Raw genomic sequence first — 18,035 nt, 5'->3', positions numbered from 1 at the left:
CGTCGCCACGCGACGCAGCCTCCCGCCTTCGCGCGCGGAACATTCCCTCGCCGCCACCGGAGCTACGGCACCACGACCGCTTAAACTTGCGCCATGAAGACACCGGCGCTGGGCTGGGTCGGTCAGTTGCTTCGCCCGAAGTCGGCACCGATTCCGTGGAGCCTCGCGGTGCGCATGGGTATCGCCATTGTGACTCCTGTAGCCGTGGGTATGGCACTGAACGAACTCGGAATCGGCCTGCTGGTTTCGATGGGCGCGATGGCTGCGTCGCTGTCTGATCAAGGCGGGCGCTACCGGTCACGAGTGCGACGGCTGAGCACGGTCGCCATTGCGGGCGCATCCGGGTTCGCGATCGGCGGCCTCGTGCTCGGGCGCGGCCCGCTCGGGGTTGCAGCGGTGCTCGTGGCCGGGCTGATCTGCGGCCTGGTGAGTGTGCTCAGCAACGTGGCATCCGTTGCGAGCCTGCAGTTTCTGATCTACCTGATCATCGCCTCACGCGTGAGCTTCATCGGCGGCGAGTGGTGGCTGCCGCCGTTGCGTTACCTGCTGGGCGGTGCCTGGGCGCTGCTGTTGTCGCTTGTGACAGGCGTCGGCCGGGTCACGATGCCGGAGTGTACTGCGGTGGCAGCGGTGTTCCGTTGCCTCGCTGCGCTGATGGAGACCTCGGGCGGTGAAGGAGTCGCCCAGGCGCGCCAGGCGCTGACCGCCGCGATGAACACGGCCTATGACACGGTCGTCACCTTTCGGGCGCGGGCAGGCGGCCGAGACAGCAGGGTACGCAGGCTCGCGGCTCTGCTGAACGCCGCCACTCCGATCGTTGAGGCGACGATGGTTTTGATCCGAAACCGCAGCCTGATTCCGGCGGAGTTGTCTGCATCGGTGCGGCAGGTGGCCGACCACGTGCTCGATGGGAGCGCCCCGCGACAGAGCGACGGGCAGCGCTCGGAGGATGCGCCGACGACGACCGCCATCCGATCATTGGTCGGGTCGACCGCGGCGCTCGCAGAGTTGGAGCGACGCGTTGGTGTGGTCTTCGGGATCCTGTCGGGAGCTTCGCCGGGTGAACCGGCGCTGCGATCGAGGCCGAGACTCCATGATCGGATGCTGTCGCTGCGCGACGCCGTCACAGGAGGTGCGACCACCTGGCTGCCGATACTGCGCCTGGTCTTGTGTCTGGGAGTGGCCGAGGTCGTCGCGGCGGCGCTGCCGCTCGAGCACAGCTACTGGGTTACCCTGACGGTCGCGGTCACGCTCAAGCCGGACTTCGGTTCCGTGTTCGCACGCGCGGTGCAGCGCGGGCTCGGCACCATCGTCGGCGTGCTGATCGGCACAGTTGCGCTTGTCTTCGTGCCGTACGGCCTGCCGATCCTGATCGTCATGGCGGCGTTCGCCGTTCTGCTGCCGATCAGCATCCGGCGCAACTACGGCATGTTCGCAACCTTTCTCACCCCGCTGATCGTTCTCCAACTCGACCTGGTGAACCGCGGCGACCAGCAGCTGGTGCTCTCCAGGGTGACGGACACCGCGATCGGCTGCGCCATCGTGCTTTTGGTCGGCTACCTGCCGTGGCCGGGGTCGTGGCGCTCGCGCACCGTGATCGGTGAGCGCATCGCAACGGCGCTCGACGAGGTGACCATCTATCTGCGGGTCGCGTTCGATGCGGATGCTGACCCCCGCTCGGGTGCCGGGCCCACGCCGGGCCCGACGCCGCGGCCCATGTCTCGCCCCGCCATGCGTTCTGCTGCGCGCCGCCGTGCGTACCGGCGACTGTCCGACGTGAGAACAGCGCTGCAGCAGGCGCTCGCAGAGCCGCCACCGACCAGCACGCGCGCATCCGCCTGGTGGCCGGCCATCGTTGCGCTGGAACGTCTCACGGATGCGATCACCGCAGCGGCGACCCGCGTGGCGCTGGGCGGGCAGGCACCACCAGAGCCGGCGGCACGCTCCGTTGTGGCGGCAATGGACGAGCTGTCGGCCGCTCTCCACGAGGGCAGGAGCCCTGCGGAGCCCGTGCTGCCGGAAGATCCGCAATTGGCCGGCGTCGTCATCGAGCTTCAGACCGCGTGGTCGGTGCTGGCCGAGCCGGACGCGCAGGTGAGCGGCAAACGCTAGGCGCTGCGAGGCATCCGCTAGGCTGTGCGCTGTGTCTTGCCACACGTCGTGTTGTTGTCGCTGAGGCTTAAGCCTCGCTGCTGACCCGTCGTGCGCGCGCCGACATCACCTCAACGTCAAGGAAACAGACATGAACGTCGCTGACAGCATTCTCGATCTCATCGGCAACACGCCGCTCGTGCGGCTGCACCGCGTGACGGATGCCGTCGCCGCCACCGTGCTCGTGAAGGTCGAGTATCTGAACCCGGGCGGCTCCGCGAAGGACCGCATCGCAACGCGGATCATCGACGCGGCCGAGCGCGAGGGCCTGCTGAAACCGGGCGGCACCATCGTCGAGCCGACGAGCGGCAACACCGGTGTCGGGCTCGCCCTGGTAGCTCAGCAGCGCGGCTACCGTTGCGTTTTCGTGTTGCCGGACAAGGTCGGCGAGGACAAACGCAATGTGCTCACCGCGTACGGCGCGGAGATCGTGGTGACTCCGACATCCGTTGCTCCTGAACACCCTGATTCGTATTACAGCGTGTCGGATCGGCTGGCAGCAGAGATTCCTGGGGCGTTCAAGCCGAACCAGTACTTCAACCAGAACGGTCCGCTCAGCCACTACGAGACGACGGGCCCTGAGATCTGGCGTGACACCGACCAACGGGTGACCCACTTCGTCGCAGGCGTCGGAACGGGCGGCACGATCAGTGGCACCGGTCGGTTCCTCAAGGAGGCATCCGCTGGTCGGGTTCGCATCATCGGTGCCGACCCGGAGGGTTCGGTGTACTCGGGCGGAACCGGCCGACCGTATCTGGTCGAGGGCGTCGGCGAGGACTTCTGGCCGGGCGCCTACGACCCATCCGTCGTCGACGAGGTCATCCCGGTGACGGATGCTGAGTCGTTCGCGATGACCAGAAGGCTCGCCCGCGAAGAGGGCCTGCTCGTCGGCGGCTCGAGCGGCATGGCGGTAGTCGCGGCACTGAAGGCTGCCGCAACGCTGAGTGCACAGGACATCGTCGTCGTGCTGCTGCCGGATGGCGGGCGCGGCTATCTCGGCAAGATCTTCAACGACAAATGGATGCGTTCCTACGGCTTCAGCGACGTCGCAGACGAGGCGACGGTGCGTGACATCGTGGCGACGAAGACCGGTGCCCTGCCGGATCTCGTTCACGCGCATCCGAGCGACACGGTGCGAGACGTGGTACAGATCATGACCGAGTACGGCGTGTCCCAGTTGCCGATCCTCAGCGCGGAGCCGCCCGTGGTCATCGGCGAGGTGGTCGGCGCGCTCGACGAGCGCGTGCTGCTTGAGCAAGTCTTCGCCGGCCAGGCGCAGATGGGTGACAAGGTCGGCGACTTCGCCGGAGATCCTCTGCCGCTGATCGGCGTGAACGAGCCTGTTTCGGCTGCTCGCTCCGCTCTCGGTGCTGCCAACGCGCTGTTGGTGACGGATGCCGGCAAGCCCGTTGCCGTGCTCACCCGCCACGACCTGCTCAGCTTCGTGAGTGCGTGACAGCTGGTCGAGTAACGAGCGCCTGTCCCTGAGCTTGCCGAAGGGCGAGTGTATCGAGACCCCATCACAACGCATCTGTGACAGTCGATGACCGTACACGGGCTGGCCGACAGCTCAACTGGACGAGAATGGTCGTACAACGCAAGGAGCAAAATGACTGACGGTTTCAACGGTGCTGGATTCAACGGTGCCGGTTTCAACGGTGCCGGTTTCAACACCCGCGCTATCCATGCAGGGCAGGCGTTCGACCCGACGACCGGTGCGATCATCCCGCCGATCTATCAGACGTCGACGTTCGTGCAAGACGGCATCGGCGGGCTGCGCGGCGGTTACGAGTACAGCCGCAGTGCCAATCCAACCCGCTCAGCACTGGAATCCTTGTTGGCCTCGCTCGAGGGCGGCTCCCATGCGTTCTCATTCGCGTCCGGTCTCGCCGCAGAGGATGCTTTGCTTCGCGCTACGCTTCGCCCGGGTGACCACGTTGTGCTCGGCGGCGATGTCTATGGCGGCACCCACCGACTGATCAATCGGGTGCACGGAGACTGGGGCGTGCGTAACACCCCTGTCGAACTGACAGATGTTGTAGCCGTGCGGGCAGCGCTTTCGACCGAGAACACGAAGCTCGTGTGGATCGAAACACCGAGCAACCCGCTGATGAAGATCACAGACATCGCGGCGCTCGCCGAACTCGCCCACACCGTCGGGGCGCTGGTCGTCGTCGACAACACTTTCGCATCCCCCGCGCTGCAGCAACCGTTGGCGCTCGGCGCCGACGTTGTCGTGCACTCGACCACGAAGTATCTCGGCGGCCACTCCGATGTGATCGGCGGCGCGGTCATTCTGAACGACGCCGACCTCGCCGAGAAGATCGGCTTTCAGCAATTCGCGGCCGGCGCCATCTCCGCCCCAATGGATACCTGGCTCACCATTCGAGGCATCAAGACTCTTGCCGTGCGCATGCAGCGCCACACCGAGAACGCGCAGGCGATCGCGGAACATCTGGATGCGCATCCGGCGATCGATGCGGTGTACTACCCGGGCTTGCCCTCACATCCCGGACACGAGCTGGCCGCACGACAGATGAGCGGGTTCGGCGGGATGCTGTCCGTGTCACTCGCCGGCGGAGAAGCAGCCGCGCGCTCGTTCGCGGAGTCGACGCGGGTGTTCCAGCTGGCGGAATCGCTCGGCGGTGTCGAGTCTTTGATCGGCTACCCGTCTGAGATGACGCACGCATCGGTGAAGGGCACACCGTTGGCGATCTCGCCGAGCGTCGTGCGCCTGTCGGTCGGCATCGAGTCGATCGGCGACTTGATCGCCGACCTCGACCAGGCGCTGGCTGCTGCCACGAGTTGACGCACTGAACGGGCTGTATCGCGCCGCACAGCGAGTTCCCGCGACCCGTCACGATTGGCGGGAAAGGGCCCAGAATCCGCGCCAAACGTGACGGGTCGCGGCCGGAAGGTCACGATTTCGGTGGGCGGCGCGCGCCAGCGCCACTTCAGGTGTCGTGCGCCAGTCCAACTGGCGCACGCTACATGAACTGGCGCACGCCGCCACGCTTCACGACCACGTAAAGTCGAAGCTGTGACAGCTGACAAGACCACCGCCGAGCGCTCCGGCAATTCCGGGCGCCCTGCGCGTTCCGCCAAGCCAGCAGGCGTTTTCGGCCGCGAATACCTCTGGATCAGCATCGGCATGTGCGCCCTCGTGACGCTGGCTGCGTTCGAGTCGATGGCCGTGACGACCATCATGCCGATGATCAGCGTGGAGTTGAACGGCGCCTCCGTCTACGCTCTGGCATTCGCGGGGCCGCTCGCGGTCGGCGTGGTCGGGATGGTGCTGGCCGGCAATTGGTCGGACCGCAGCGGTCCGCGTGGCGCGCTCTACGCATCCGCTGTGTCGTTTGTCGTCGGGTTGGCGATCGTCGGTACGGCGTCCGACATGGCGATCTTCATCGTCGGACGGCTCGTGCAGGGGCTCGGCGCCGGCGGGTTGACGGTCGCGCTGTACGTCATCATCGCGCGGGTGTATCCGCCGGTGCTGCATCCACCGATCTTCGCTGCATTCGCAGCTGCCTGGGTTGTTCCATCGATGGTCGGTCCGCTGATCGCCGGGCTCGTCGCCGACTATGTCGGCTGGCGCTGGGTCTTCCTCGGTGTCATTGCGCTGGTCTTCGTGGCCGCCGCGATGGTGATTCCGGCGTTGAAGTCGCTGGTGCAGGAGCCCAGCACCACACCGCCTGTTCCGTGGAATCTCGGCCGGATTTGCTGGGCGGTGCTCGCTGCGGCAGCCGTGCTCGGTCTCAACCTCAGCGCGGATGCCGCGGGTCTGATCTTCTGGATCGGCCCGATCGTTGCGATCGTGGTCGCCGTCATCGCCTTGCGTCCGTTGTTGCCGCGCGGCACACTGCGTCTTCGTGCCGGGCTGCCTGCCGTGATCGTGATGCGTGGCCTGTTGGCCGGCTCGTTCTTCGGCGCCGAGGTCTACATCCCTTATATGCTTACGAAGGAATATGGTTTTGTCGCGGCCGGAGCCGGGCTTGCGCTGACCGCATCGGGGGTGACCTGGGCCGCGGGATCCTGGGTACAGAGCCGATATGCGACGCAATTGCCGCACGTGCGCAGCTTTCGGATAGGCGCGTCGATGTTGTCTGTCGCCGTTCTGCTCGCAGCATTGACGGCGGCCTTGTCACTGCCGCCGGCGCTTGCGATCGCCGGCTGGGCGATCGGCGGGGCCGGTATGGGGTTGATGTACCCGCGCACAAGCGTGCTGACGCTTGAGTACTCGACGGTTGAAAACCAGGGCTTCAACAGTTCCGCGTTGAGCATCGCCGATTCGATCGGCGCGTCGATCGCGCTGGCAGCTACCGCGATCGTGTTCGCCATTCTGCTGCCGCTCGGCGGCGCGTGGCCGTTCGCGGGCTGTTTCGCGTTGACCACGGTGCTTGCGCTGGTCGCGCTCGCCGCGTCACCGCGGGTCGCCCAGCGGAACTGAACGACCTGCGTCGGCAGTCTGCGTTCGCGATGCGACTGGGCTGGAAGACGATCACGACGACGATCACGGTGGCTCGCCGACCACGGTGTGCGGAAGCCGGGCGCCCGGCTACCGGCTTCCGCGGATCGTGATCGGTTTGCGGGTATCCGACAAGACGGAACAGGACGGCGTTCAAGACCGCGTTCAGGACCGCGTTCAGGACCGCGTTCAGGACCGCGTGCATAATGGGGGGACAACCAGCGGTGTGACCGTGCACACCCGGAAAGGCGGCCGAGCGTGAGCAAGGATTCCGGTACCGGCCGAGCGCCGAACCTCCGCGATGTCGCGCGCCTCGCTGGGGTCTCGCATCAGACCGTGTCGCGCGTCTTGAACCACCACCCCTCGCTCCGGCCCTCGACAGAAGAGCGGGTGCTGCGGGCGATGGAGACGCTGCACTACCGCCCGAATCGGGCGGCACGCATGTTGGTGACCAGCCGCTCACGCACCATCGGTGTGCTGGCCGCGGCCAGCGGGTCATATTATGGGCCGGCCAGCAGCATCAACGGCATCGAGGATGCGGCACGAGCTGCGGGCTACTACGTCTCGATTGCAAACCTCGACGCCTTCGAGCGCGAGTCGATCACGGCGGCGGTGGATCACTTGATGGCTCAGGCCGTCGAGGGAATTGTCATCATTGCGCCGCAAACGCGCGTGTCCGATGCGATCGCCGAGCTCTCACTCGGCGTTCCGTTCGTCACGTTGCAGTCGGCCCATAGTGCTGACCGCCACACCATGATGGTCGACCAGTCGGCCGGCGCGCAGTCGGCAATGCAGCACCTGATCGATTTGGGCCATCGTCACATCCTTCATCTGGCGGGGCCGCAGGACTGGTTCGAGGCAGAGGCCAGACTGCGCGGCTATCTGACCGCGCTGGAGTCGAGCGGTCTGCAGAGGATGGAGCCGGTCTTCGGCGACTGGACCGCTGATTTCGGCTACCACGCCGGCCGCGAGCTCGTGCTTCGGCGTGATTTCACGGCGGTGTTCTCATCAAATGATCAAATGGCACTCGGTCTGATCCATGCGTTCCATGAGGCGGGTCGCTCCATCCCCTCAGACATCAGCGTCGTTGGTTTTGACGACATCCCAGAGGCGGCGCACTTCTGGCCGCCGCTGACCACGGTGCGCCAGGACTTCGCGCTTCTGGGCAAGCGTTCGATCGCGCTGTTGCTGCGCGAGTTGGAGGACGGGACCAACTCGAATAAAGACGCCATTGTCCCTGAACTTATCGTGCGGGAATCGGCGGCACCGGCCGCCTGACTCACCCGGCGTGCACGTGTTCAGAGCGCGCGAGGCGGTGCGTTCAAATGACGTGAATCGGTCTCCCATCGTAATTGATTGGTTGTTGTGTTATCGTTCACATCGAAGCAGGCTGACTACGAGCCCGACGTGGATTTACGGCATGGGAGGTGCAACGCCGATGGGTATTGCACACAAGTTCTCGCTGGCCACTCGGTTGCGCGCCCAGGCATTGGCTTATCTCGCCCGCACAGTTCGACAGACGTGAGGGTAATCGGCTGCAAGGCCGCGAAGTAGCAACAAATAGGGATATCCACTCGAGGAGGAAAGATGTCTGAAAGTACCAAGTTCGACACGGAAGTGGCTCCGGAACGCAAAGCCTTGTCGCGGCGGCGCCTCCTTCGCAATGTTGGAGTAATGGGCATCGGAGCGCCGGCTGTGGTCGCATTGCTCGACGCATGCACCGGCACGACCAGCGCAAATGCAACGACCTCGGCTGGCGGCGGAACGTATCCCGGTCACAAGAAGTACAACTTCACTCTCGTCAACCACGTGACGACGAACTCCTTCTTCACTCCGACACGGTTCGGTGCGGAAGATGCGTGCGCACTGCTGGGGTGCAGCTACAACTGGACCGGATCTGCGAACTCGATCGTGTCCGAAATGGTCAACGCCATGAACAGTGCGATCACCTCGAAGTCCGACGGCATCGGTGTGCCCGTGATCGACCCGAGCGCTTTCACCTCACCGACCGAAAAGGCGTTGGCCGCGGGGATTCCGGTGGTCGCCTATAACGCAAATCCGCCCGTGGGCAGTGACACTCCCGTGATGTCGTACATCGGGCAAGATAACAACGCCGCAGGTGTCGCTGCCGGCCAGCGCATCCTGAAGCAAGTGAAGTCCGGGGACACCGTGGCGTGCATGATTGCCACGCCCGGTACCGGCAATATCCAGCCGCGCGCTGACGGCGCGAAGAGCGTTCTGGAACCCGCCGGTATCAACTATGTGCAGGTTGCGACGGGTGCAGCCGAAGGTGCCGAGTTGTCGGCGGTTGAAGCCTGGTTCCAGGGGCATCAGTCGGCGAAGTTTCTCTACGCGGTCGACTCCGGCAGCGGGATCGCGGTCGCCCAGACGGTCGCGAAGTTCGCCTCGACCGGGGTCAAAGGCTCGGGCTGGGATGTCGGCACCCCGACGCTGCAACAGGTGAAAAGCGGGAAGCTCGATTTCACTATCGATCAGCAAGCCTATATTCAGGGTTTCCTGCCAATTCTCCAATTGTTCCTGTTCAATGTTTCGGGTGGCCTGATGGCGCCCGTCAACACGAATACGGGCCTCAAGTTCGTGACCGAGAGCAACGTCGCGCCATACACGAAGACCAACAATCGCTTCGAAGGCTCCTCCAGCAAGGCACAAACACTGCCCTCGCCGACGTCGATCCAGAGCTGACAATGAGTTCGTCCGTGTCCCCTGCTGTGCCGGGCGGTACGCGCCGCCCGGCACCGGCGCCGCCTCGCGGCGGCTTCCGATGGCGTCGGGTTTTCCGAGCTCAGGAGTCGGTGATCGCCCTCATCGGGATCGCGCTGATCGTCTTCTTCAGCGTGGCGACGACCTCCTTCGGCACGATGTCCAATGTGTCGACCGTGTCAAGCTATGTCGCGCCCATCCTGCTGGTCGCCGTCGCGGAGGTCCCGGTGCTCACCCTCGGTGAGATCGACCTGTCGGTCGGCGGGGTGTATGTGCTTGCGCCGTTTCTGGTCGTTTACCTGAACAGCCTGGGCCTTCCCGTTGTCGTCGCCATCATCGTGACGTTGCTCATCTCGATCGCTATCGGCTGTCTCAACGGCTTGATCACCGTGTTGTTGAAGGTTCCGTCGTTCATCACGACGCTGGGCATGGTGTTCGCCCTCGAGGGCATTGTGCTCCTGGGATCGAATGGCATCCAGATCAATCCGGCTGGGGAGGGGGCCATCACACAAGTCCTCGGCGGTTGGGAGTACTCGTCGATACTGTGGGCGCTGGGCATCGGCGTGGTGCTCCATATCGTGTTCAAACACACGACATTCGGGCTACATAATGTCGCTGTCGGCGGCAACCAAACAGCGGCGGGCGAGGCCGGAATCCGGGTCGGTGCGGTCAAGGTGGCCTGCTTCGCGATCTGTGCCTTGCTCGGTGGGTTCCTCGGACTGTTAGACGGCTACCGGATCGGCAGTCTGAACCCCGGCACCGATGGGCTGACCCTGATGTTCTATGGAGTTGCAGCCGCTGTCGTCGGTGGAACGGCGCTGACGGGTGGACGCGGCACGATGATCGGGGCCGGAATCGGTGCGATCGTCTTGGGTGTGCTGCAAGACGGGTTCAACATCATGGGCGTCAATGCGTTCGCGTATCAGTTGGTCCTGGGGCTGGCGATCCTGGCCGCAATGGTCCTGAACATCCAGATGGATCGCATCCGCTCGCATGATAAGCCCGTGCCCGCGAGGGCGCCCTCCGGAGGGCAGGATAGCGGCGCTGGCGCGTCACTGGTCGGCTCGGGTCCGCCCGGCACAAGCTCGCCGCCGGCTCAATGAATGGAATTCCAGCAGAAGATCGAGGGGCCGTGATCCAGGCCGCACGCCGAGGTCGAAGGAGACGCAATGGAACAAGCAGAACGTAGCAACGGTGTGACCGACATCCTGCGCACCGAGGAGGTCGCCAAGAGCTTCGGGCCGGTCACGGCACTGGAGGGGGTGAGCCTTCATCTGGCGCCCGGTGAGGTGCTGGGGCTCGTAGGGTCGAACGGAGCCGGCAAATCGACACTCGTGAAAATTATCACCGGTTACTATCGCCCCGACAGCGGCCAAGTATTCGTCGAGGGCGAGCCAGTCGACTTCCGGTCGGTCGAAGACGCTCGCAAACATGGCATCGAGACGGTGTTCCAAGACCTCGCCCTCGTCGATGAGCTTTCCGTGTATCACAATTTGTTCCTCAACCGGGAGGCGACGGTCGGCGGCCCATTCCGGTTCCTGAACAATCGACGCATGAAAGAAGAAGCCCGCCAGTATCTATATGACATCCAGGTCCATATCCCGTCGGTGGATGTGCCCGTCGAGAAGCTTTCCGGTGGGCAGAGGCAGGCGATCGCGGTGGCGCGCGCAACCCGGCAGCCGGGTGTGAAAGTTCTGCTGCTGGACGAGCCGCTTGCTGCGATGGGCGCTCGCGAGGCGTCGTTGATCATCGAGCTTGTCAAAAACCTGGCCAAGTCGCGCGGTGTCGCGATGCTGGTCGTCGATCACAACTACACCCATATCTTCGAGCTGTGTGACCGAATCAACGTGATCGAGCAGGGGCGCGTGACGCTCGACAAACGCGTCGAAGACACGTCGTTGAATGAATTGACCGAGTTCATGATCACTTCTTACCGTCAGCAGCTGCAATACGGCACGTAGGCGTCGCTACGCGGACTATGCACAGGTTTCAGGTGCGATCGCTGCCCTTTCGGGCGGCGTCGACCACGGCGACTTGACGGCAATGGCACCGAGTCAAGTAGGATTGGACAGCAATGTGACCGATCACATTTCTGGCCGTTGGTGCACATACGATAAAGGAAGCTGCCGTGAGTACATCCGACCGTGTTCTCGATCCCGTTGCCACCGAGCTGGGTGCCGTCCGCGCGAGCGGGGGCGAGCGTGAACGCTACGTGATCGGTGTCGACTACGGCACGCTGTCGGGTCGTGCCGTCGTCGTCCGAGTCTCCGATGGCGCAGAGCTCGGCACCGCCGTGCTCGACTATTCGCACGGGGTCATGGACACGGTTCTTGCATCGACCGGGGCCGTGCTCCCGCCGGACTGGGCACTTCAGGTGCCAAGCGACTATGTCGACGTGCTGAAGGATGCGGTGCCGGCGGCCGTCGCGGCGGCAGGCATCGATCCGAGTCTGGTCATCGGCATCGGCACCGACTTCACCGCGTGCACCGTGCTGCCCGTGTGTGCCGACGGCACACCGCTGAACGAACTGCGCGAATACGCCGATCGCCCGCACGCCTACGTCAAGCTGTGGAAGCATCACGCCGCGCAGCCGCATGCCGATCGGATCAACGCGCTCGCGGCAGCGCGCCGCGAGAGCTGGTTGCCGCGCTACGGCGGGCTGATCTCCAGTGAGTGGGAATTCGCAAAGGGCCTGCAGCTGCTCGAAGAAGATCCGGAACTGTACGACCGGATGGACCACTGGGTCGAAGCCGCGGACTGGATCGTCTGGCAACTCACCGGGCGCTACGTGCGCAACGCGTGCACAGCCGGTTACAAGGGCATCCTGCAAGACGGCGTGTATCCGAGCCGGGACTTCCTTGCCGCACTCAATCCGGCTTTCGCCGGATTCGCGGACGATAAGGTCGCGCACGAGATCGGACAGCTGGGCGCTGCGGCCGGCACTCTGACCGCTGAAGCCGCAGCGTGGACCGGTCTGCCCGAGGGCATCGCCGTTGCAGTCGGCAATGTCGACGCGCACGTGACGGCGCCCGCAGCCCAGGCGGTCGAACCCGGCCAGATGGTCGCGATCATGGGTACTAGCACGTGCCACGTGATGAACGGCGACCATCTCGCAGAGGTCCCCGGTATGTGCGGTGCCGTCGACGGCGGCATCGTGTCCGGGCTGTGGGGTTACGAAGCGGGGCAGTCCGGAGTCGGCGACATCTTCGCGTGGTATGTGAAGAACCAGGTTCCGGCTCGCTACTATGAGGCCGCTGCGAAGGCCGGACAGAGCATCCATGAGCAGCTCACGGACCTGATCAAAGACCAGCGGGTCGGCGCGCACGGCCTGGTCGCCCTCGATTGGCAGTCGGGCAACCGATCCGTGCTGGTCGACCACGAGCTCTCCGGCGTCGTGCTCGGCACAACCTTGACCACGCGCGCTGAGGAGATCTACCGGGCGCTGTTCGAGGCGACCGCCTTCGGAACGCGGAAAATCGTCGAGACGTTCAACGCATCCGGTGTGCCGGTCACGGAGTTCGTTGTGGCCGGTGGTTTGCTCAAGAACGCGTTCCTGATGCAGACCTACTCCGACATTTTGCGGATGCCCATTTCCACGATCGCCAGCGACCAAGGCCCCGCGCTCGGCTCGGCCATCCACGCAGCAGTCGCAGCCGGCGCGTACCCGGATGTGCGGGCCGCAGGCGCGGCCATGGGCAAGCTGAACCGCAGTGTGTACACGCCGGATGACGCGGCTGCCGCCGCGTACGACCGGCTGTACGCGGAATACACGCTCATCCACGACTACTTCGGGCGCGGAGCCAACGACGTGATGCACCGACTGCGAGCACTCAAACGCGAGGGTGCGGGCGAGGTCGCCGGCACGACGGCGGTCTACGCGGCGTTCGACACGACGTTCGACATGGCGGAGCAGACAGCATTCGAGGTGGAGGTATGAGCGAGTTCGAGCCGGAGATCGAAGTCGCGATCGCGCGGGTGCGCTCCGAGGTCGCACTCCTGCACGGCGAGCTTGTGCGCAACGGCCTTGTGGTCTGGACGGGTGGCAATGTGTCCGGCCGGGTGCCCGGCGCCGACCTGTTCGTGATCAAGCCAAGCGGGGTGGACTACGCCGATTTGACGCCGCAGAACATGATCCTGTGCACCCTCGACGGCGCGGTCGTTCCCGGCACCGCGGGTGCCGAACGGTCGCCTTCGAGCGACACAGCCGCACACGCATACGTCTATCGGCATATGCCGGAGGTCGGCGGTGTCGTGCACACGCATTCGACCTATGCAACCGCGTGGGCAGCGCGCGGTGAAGAGATTCCGTGCGTGTTGACGGCGATGGCGGATGAATTCGGCGGGCCGATTCCGGTCGGCCCGTTCGCGATCATCGGCGACGACTCGATCGGTCGTGGCATCGTCGCAACGCTGACCGGGCATCGCAGTCGAGCTGTGCTGATGCAGAACCACGGACCGTTCACGATCGGCACGGACGCGCGCGACGCAGTCAAGGCCGCGGTCATGGTCGAGGACGTCGCCCGCACCGTGCACGTCGCCCGAGCCGGCGGCGAGTTGCTGCCGATCCCGCAGGATGCGATCGACTCCCTGTACAACCGCTATCAGAACGTCTACGGGCAGCACTCCCCGCTGGTCGAGTAGGCCGCTCGCGGCCGTATCGAGACCCGGTGACCAGGTCTGTTGGTCTCGATACGCTCGTTCCTCGCGACTCGACCATCGGCTACTGGAAGGAATCACATGACCACGCTCAGCACCACTCTCGACCACTATGAGGTCTGGTTCCTCACCGGCAGCCAAGGGCTGTACGGCGAGGAGACGCTCCGCCAGGTGGCGCAGCAGTCGCAGGAGATTGCGGGGGCGCTGGGGGCGGCATCCGCTGTGCCGGTGCGGGTCGTCTGGAAGCCGGTGCTGACCGATTCGGATGCGATCCGACGCGCTGCGCTCGAGGCCAACGCCGCAGACAACGTGATCGGCCTGATCGCGTGGATGCACACGTTCAGCCCGGCCAAGATGTGGATCGCCGGCCTCGACGCCCTGCGCAAGCCTCTGCTGCACCTTCACACGCAAGCCAACGTCGCGCTGCCGTGGGCCGAGATCGACATGGACTTCATGAACCTCAACCAGGCCGCCCACGGCGACCGGGAGTTCGGGTACATCCAGTCTCGGCTCGGGGTGGCGCGGAAGACGGTGGTTGGCCACGTCAACGATCCGGCGGTCGCTGCGAAGATCGGCACCTGGATGCGCGCCGCAGCCGGCTGGGCTGCCACGCACGAGCTGAAGCTCGCCCGTTTCGGCGACAACATGCGCTACGTCGCCGTGACGGAGGGCGACAAGACCGAGGCCGAACTGCGCTTCGGCGTGCAGGTGAACACCTGGGGCGTGAACGAACTTGCGGATGCCGTTGGCGCAGCATCCGACGCCTCGATCGACGCGCTCGTGGCCGAGTATGAAGATCTCTACGACGTTGTTCCGGAGCTGCGACGCCGCGGCGACCGCCACCAGTCGCTGCGCGACGGTGCCGCGATCGAGTTGGGGCTGCGCTCGTTCCTCGGGGCGGGCGGGTTCGGCGCGTTCACCACGAGTTTCGAGGACCTGGGTGCACTCAAGCAGCTGCCAGGCCTCGCCGTGCAGCGGCTGATGGCCGATGGCTACGGCTTCGGTGCGGAAGGCGACTGGAAGACCGCGGTGCTCGTGCGCGCGGCGAAGGTGATGGGCGCTGGGCTGCCGGGCGGTGCCAGTCTGATGGAGGACTACACCTACGATCTGACACCCGGCGGCGAACTGATCCTCGGTGCGCACATGCTCGAAGTGTGCCCGACGCTGTCGAGCGCGAAGCCCACGCTGGAGATCCACCCGCTCGGCATCGGCGGCAAGGACGACCCGGTTCGCCTCGTCTTCACAGCGGATGCCGGCCCCGCGGTCGTCGTCGCTCTGTCGGACATGCGCGAACGGTTCCGCCTCGTGGCGAACGTTGTGGATGTGATCGAGCCGCCACATCCGTTGCCGAAGCTGCCGGTCGGTCGTGCGGTCTGGGAGCCGCGGCCGGACTTCCAGACATCCGCGGCGGCATGGCTGAGCGCGGGTGGCGCGCACCACACGGTCATGTCGACCGCGGTGGGGCTCGAGGTGTTCGAGGACTTCGCCGAGATCGCCCGCACCGAGCTATTGGTGATCGATGAGACGACGACGCTGCGTGCGTTCCAGAGAGAGCTGCGCTGGAATCAGGCGTATTGGCGGTTGGCGCAGGGGTTCTGAGCCGGCTCGAGGTTCGTCTGCACTGTGTGGGGTTGCTGGCGGCGCTTTTGCCCGCGTGACGGTTGCGGCGCCGACTGTTGCGGCGCTGACTGTTGCGGCCGGTACTGACCTGCGCTACAACTGCACAGAAGCAAGCAGGAGCAGAGGTCGTAACGAGGAGGCTAATCATGGCCGAGCTTTCACCCATCCAGCCGTGCCTATGGTTCAACGATCAGGCGCGCGAAGCGATGGAGTACTACGTGAGCGTGTTCCCGAATTCGAGCGTCGGCGGGGTCGTGGAGTACCCAGATGAGGCGCTCGACGAACACTTCACGGGTATGTCCGGCAAGGTGATCAACGGCCAGTTCACCCTGAACGGGGTGGACTTCGTCTGCCTCGACGGTGGACCCCTATTCACCTTCAACGAGTCGATCTCGTTCGTCGTCTCCTGTGCGGATCAGGCGGAGATCGACCACTATTGGGCTGCGCTTTCCCATGTTCCCGAGTCGGAGCAGTGCGGCTGGTGCAAGGATCGGTTCGGCGTCAGCTGGCAGATCATTCCGGAGAACATGGGCGAGCTGACGCGTCGGCCCGAGCAGGTCGCCGTGATGATGAGCCAGAAGAAGATCGTGATCGCCGAACTCGAGAACGCGTAAGAGGTAACGCAAGTTCCGGTGGTCGAGTAGCGAGCGCTAGCGAGCGTATCGAGACCGGCGACCGATGTTTCCCGCTCGCAACCGCCGAGCCCTTCAACACCAACATCGGATTGGCACGATATCCTGCTCGCGTGAGCGACAATCCTGGTGAGGGCGGTGCGCGAAAGCCGGCAACTCTTGCTGACGTCGCCCGCCTTGCCGGTGTATCACAACCCACGGCGTCACGCGTGCTGAACGGCAGCACGAGAAAAGTGAACGAGAGTTACCGGAGGCGAGTGATCGCGTCGGCCGCTGAACTGGGATATGCGCCGAACCTCTCGGCGCAGGCTGTTGCGCGCGGGACTTCGCGGACAATCTCTCTGGTGATCAGTGGCATATCTGACCCGTACTTCTCGCCATGGCCGCGGCCATCATGGCCATGGATGATTCCGAGCTCGCCGGCGTAAAACTCGTTTTCGCGGTCACGGACGAGATGGCGTTGGGCACCGTCACGGCAATTCGCGACCGTGGGTTCCAGATTCCGCGGGTGTGATTCGCGCGACTAGACTGGAAACCGCTTACCGACCGTAGGGGAGCCTAGGTGACTGATCAGGCCGGACCGGTGACACTTACCGATGTTGCGAAACACGCGGGCGTGTCGCTTGCCACTGCATCGCGGGCGCTCAACGGGAGCAAGCGCGTTGTGAACGCTGCGTTGCAGGCGCGCGTGATTGCTGCGGCGACGGAATTGCATTACACGGCCAACGCACAGGCGCAAGCGGTTGCGCGCGGAACCAGTCGTACGGTGGCCGTCGTGCTGGGGGACATCGCGGATCCGTACTTTGCATCAATTGCGGCCGGAGTCATCCGGATTGCAGAAGAGCGCAAATACATGGTCACCATGGCGGCAACCGGAGTGGAGCTTGACCGCGAGTTGTCGACGCTTGCAACGCTCAAAGGTCAGCGACCGCGCGTGCTCATCATGGCAGGGAGCAGGCGGACAGACGAAGAGGCCGATCTGCGTTCGATCGCCGAGCTGGCGGGCGTGGAACGCCTTGGCGGACGGGTGGTTTTCATCGGCTCAGCACCGGACGGATTTCGCGCCGTTCGCGTAGAGAATCAGCTCGGGGGCGCAATGCTTGCCAACGCGCTTGCGGAGATCGGGTACCGGGACTTTGCGATCCTGGCCGGCCCGGAGACTCTCGTCACGCCGACGGTGCGCGCGGCAGGGTTCGCCGAGGCACTCAGTCGCAGGGGGCTCTCTCTCGCGCCCGGCCGGCTTCTCACCGGAGCGTTCTCGCGTCAGGGCGGCTATCAAACCACTCGACAGCTGCTTGACGCCGGTGCTCGCCCAGAATGCATCTTTGCCGCCACTGACGTGATGGCTGTCGGTTCGATGGCGGCCATCCGTGAGCACGGGCTCATTCCAGGAAGAGACATCGGCGTGGCCGGATTCGACGACATCGAAATGCTGCAGGATGTGACACCAGCGCTCACGACGGTCTCGCTCCCGCTGGCCGAGATCGGAGCGCGCGCACTCGAACTCGCGCTGTCAGATGAGGTCGATGAGGCAGACAACCCTCCGATTGAAGGGCACGTCGTTCTGCGGGACAGTACTCCCCGGCTGGGGCAGTAGTCAACGTGTGAAGCGTGGTCGATACTGTGCCAGGCTCCGCCCGATAGCGGTCAGAACTTCACGCCCCCGCTGGCCAGGTCGATCTTCCAGAACCGCTGCGCTCCCGTATGCCAAGCCTGGGGCGAGGGTGGCCATCGCGAGGCCTATTGGGTAATTCCACGGCACGATCAGCCTGATCATGTCAAGTGGG

At 64.7% G+C, this 18,035-nt stretch carries 14 protein-coding genes and 1 pseudogene; 14 read left to right on the top strand and 1 reads right to left on the bottom strand.

Features of this window, described 5'->3' with window-relative positions; translation table 11 throughout:
- The first annotated feature begins 93 nt into the window (after window positions 1-93).
- The 14 genes from QU604_RS17835 to QU604_RS17770 all read left to right on the top strand — a co-directional run bounded on the left by QU604_RS17835 (window position 94) and on the right by QU604_RS17770 (window position 17,845).
- Window positions 94-2,112 carry an FUSC family protein gene (locus QU604_RS17835; RefSeq protein WP_308465951.1) on the top strand — a complete coding sequence of 673 codons (2,019 nt, stop codon included), beginning with the start codon at window positions 94-96 and terminating at the stop codon, window positions 2,110-2,112.
- 130 nt (window positions 2,113-2,242) lie between these two features.
- On the top strand, window positions 2,243-3,607 hold the full coding sequence (locus QU604_RS17830) for a cystathionine beta-synthase (RefSeq protein ID WP_308465950.1): 1,365 nt from the start codon (window positions 2,243-2,245) through the stop codon (window positions 3,605-3,607).
- Window positions 3,608-3,760: 153 nt separating this feature from the next.
- Window positions 3,761-4,960 (top strand): cystathionine gamma-synthase, encoded by a 1,200-nt coding sequence (locus QU604_RS17825; RefSeq protein WP_308465949.1) that lies wholly within the window; start codon window positions 3,761-3,763, stop codon window positions 4,958-4,960.
- Window positions 4,961-5,191: 231 nt separating this feature from the next.
- Window positions 5,192-6,601 (top strand): MFS transporter, encoded by a 1,410-nt coding sequence (locus QU604_RS17820; protein WP_308465948.1) that lies wholly within the window; start codon window positions 5,192-5,194, stop codon window positions 6,599-6,601.
- Between the two features lie 276 nt (window positions 6,602-6,877).
- Window positions 6,878-7,897: a LacI family DNA-binding transcriptional regulator gene (locus QU604_RS17815; RefSeq protein ID WP_308465947.1), complete on the top strand. Its 1,020-nt coding sequence runs from the start codon at window positions 6,878-6,880 to the stop codon at window positions 7,895-7,897.
- A 309-nt stretch (window positions 7,898-8,206) separates the two neighbouring features.
- On the top strand, window positions 8,207-9,322 hold the full coding sequence (locus QU604_RS17810) for a substrate-binding domain-containing protein (RefSeq protein WP_308465946.1): 1,116 nt from the start codon (window positions 8,207-8,209) through the stop codon (window positions 9,320-9,322).
- A 110-nt stretch (window positions 9,323-9,432) separates the two neighbouring features.
- Window positions 9,433-10,443 (top strand): ABC transporter permease, encoded by a 1,011-nt coding sequence (locus QU604_RS17805; RefSeq protein WP_308465945.1) that lies wholly within the window; start codon window positions 9,433-9,435, stop codon window positions 10,441-10,443.
- A 66-nt stretch (window positions 10,444-10,509) separates the two neighbouring features.
- Entirely contained in the window at window positions 10,510-11,301 is a 792-nt protein-coding gene (locus QU604_RS17800; protein ID WP_308465944.1) for an ATP-binding cassette domain-containing protein, read from the top strand.
- 209 nt (window positions 11,302-11,510) lie between these two features.
- Window positions 11,511-13,277 carry a ribulokinase gene (gene araB / locus QU604_RS17795; RefSeq protein WP_308468965.1) on the top strand — a complete coding sequence of 589 codons (1,767 nt, stop codon included), beginning with the start codon at window positions 11,511-11,513 and terminating at the stop codon, window positions 13,275-13,277.
- On the top strand, window positions 13,274-13,981 hold the full coding sequence (locus QU604_RS17790; protein ID WP_308465943.1) for an L-ribulose-5-phosphate 4-epimerase: 708 nt from the start codon (window positions 13,274-13,276) through the stop codon (window positions 13,979-13,981). The genes araB and QU604_RS17790 overlap by 4 nt, the downstream gene beginning before the upstream one ends.
- 96 nt (window positions 13,982-14,077) lie before the next feature.
- Window positions 14,078-15,595 (top strand): L-arabinose isomerase, encoded by a 1,518-nt coding sequence (gene araA / locus QU604_RS17785; protein ID WP_308465942.1) that lies wholly within the window; start codon window positions 14,078-14,080, stop codon window positions 15,593-15,595.
- Between the two features lie 167 nt (window positions 15,596-15,762).
- Window positions 15,763-16,230 (top strand): VOC family protein, encoded by a 468-nt coding sequence (locus QU604_RS17780; protein ID WP_308465941.1) that lies wholly within the window; start codon window positions 15,763-15,765, stop codon window positions 16,228-16,230.
- Between the two features lie 131 nt (window positions 16,231-16,361).
- Window positions 16,362-16,676 carry a LacI family DNA-binding transcriptional regulator gene (locus tag QU604_RS17775; protein ID WP_308465940.1) on the top strand — a complete coding sequence of 105 codons (315 nt, stop codon included), beginning with the start codon at window positions 16,362-16,364 and terminating at the stop codon, window positions 16,674-16,676.
- A 134-nt stretch (window positions 16,677-16,810) separates the two neighbouring features.
- On the top strand, window positions 16,811-17,845 hold the full coding sequence (locus QU604_RS17770) for a LacI family DNA-binding transcriptional regulator (protein ID WP_308465939.1): 1,035 nt from the start codon (window positions 16,811-16,813) through the stop codon (window positions 17,843-17,845).
- On the opposite strand, the pseudogene QU604_RS22260 reads toward QU604_RS17770, so the two are convergent.
- Window positions 17,846-18,028: pseudogene (locus tag QU604_RS22260) on the bottom strand (aldehyde dehydrogenase family protein); the annotation flags it as partial.
- Window positions 18,029-18,035 lie beyond the last annotated feature (7 nt).

It is taken from the genome of Rathayibacter sp. SW19 (assembly GCF_030866825.1).
GTDB classification, from domain to species: domain Bacteria; phylum Actinomycetota; class Actinomycetes; order Actinomycetales; family Microbacteriaceae; genus Rathayibacter_A; species Rathayibacter_A soli.
This window is presented reverse-complemented; position numbering and strand designations above follow the sequence as displayed.

Bases quoted from the DNA above. Each gene is read 5' to 3' on its own strand.
- QU604_RS17835 (WP_308465951.1), top strand. From the start codon at position 94: ATGAAGACACCGGCGCTGGGCTGGGTCGGTCAGTTGCTTCGCCCGAAG.
- QU604_RS17830 (WP_308465950.1), top strand. From the start codon at position 2,243: ATGAACGTCGCTGACAGCATTCTCGATCTCATCGGCAACACGCCGCTC.
- QU604_RS17825 (WP_308465949.1), top strand. From the start codon at position 3,761: ATGACTGACGGTTTCAACGGTGCTGGATTCAACGGTGCCGGTTTCAAC.
- QU604_RS17810 (WP_308465946.1), top strand. From the start codon at position 8,207: ATGTCTGAAAGTACCAAGTTCGACACGGAAGTGGCTCCGGAACGCAAA.
- QU604_RS17800 (WP_308465944.1), top strand. From the start codon at position 10,510: ATGGAACAAGCAGAACGTAGCAACGGTGTGACCGACATCCTGCGCACC.
- QU604_RS17790 (WP_308465943.1), top strand. From the start codon at position 13,274: ATGAGCGAGTTCGAGCCGGAGATCGAAGTCGCGATCGCGCGGGTGCGC.
- araA (WP_308465942.1), top strand. From the start codon at position 14,078: ATGACCACGCTCAGCACCACTCTCGACCACTATGAGGTCTGGTTCCTC.
- QU604_RS17780 (WP_308465941.1), top strand. From the start codon at position 15,763: ATGGCCGAGCTTTCACCCATCCAGCCGTGCCTATGGTTCAACGATCAG.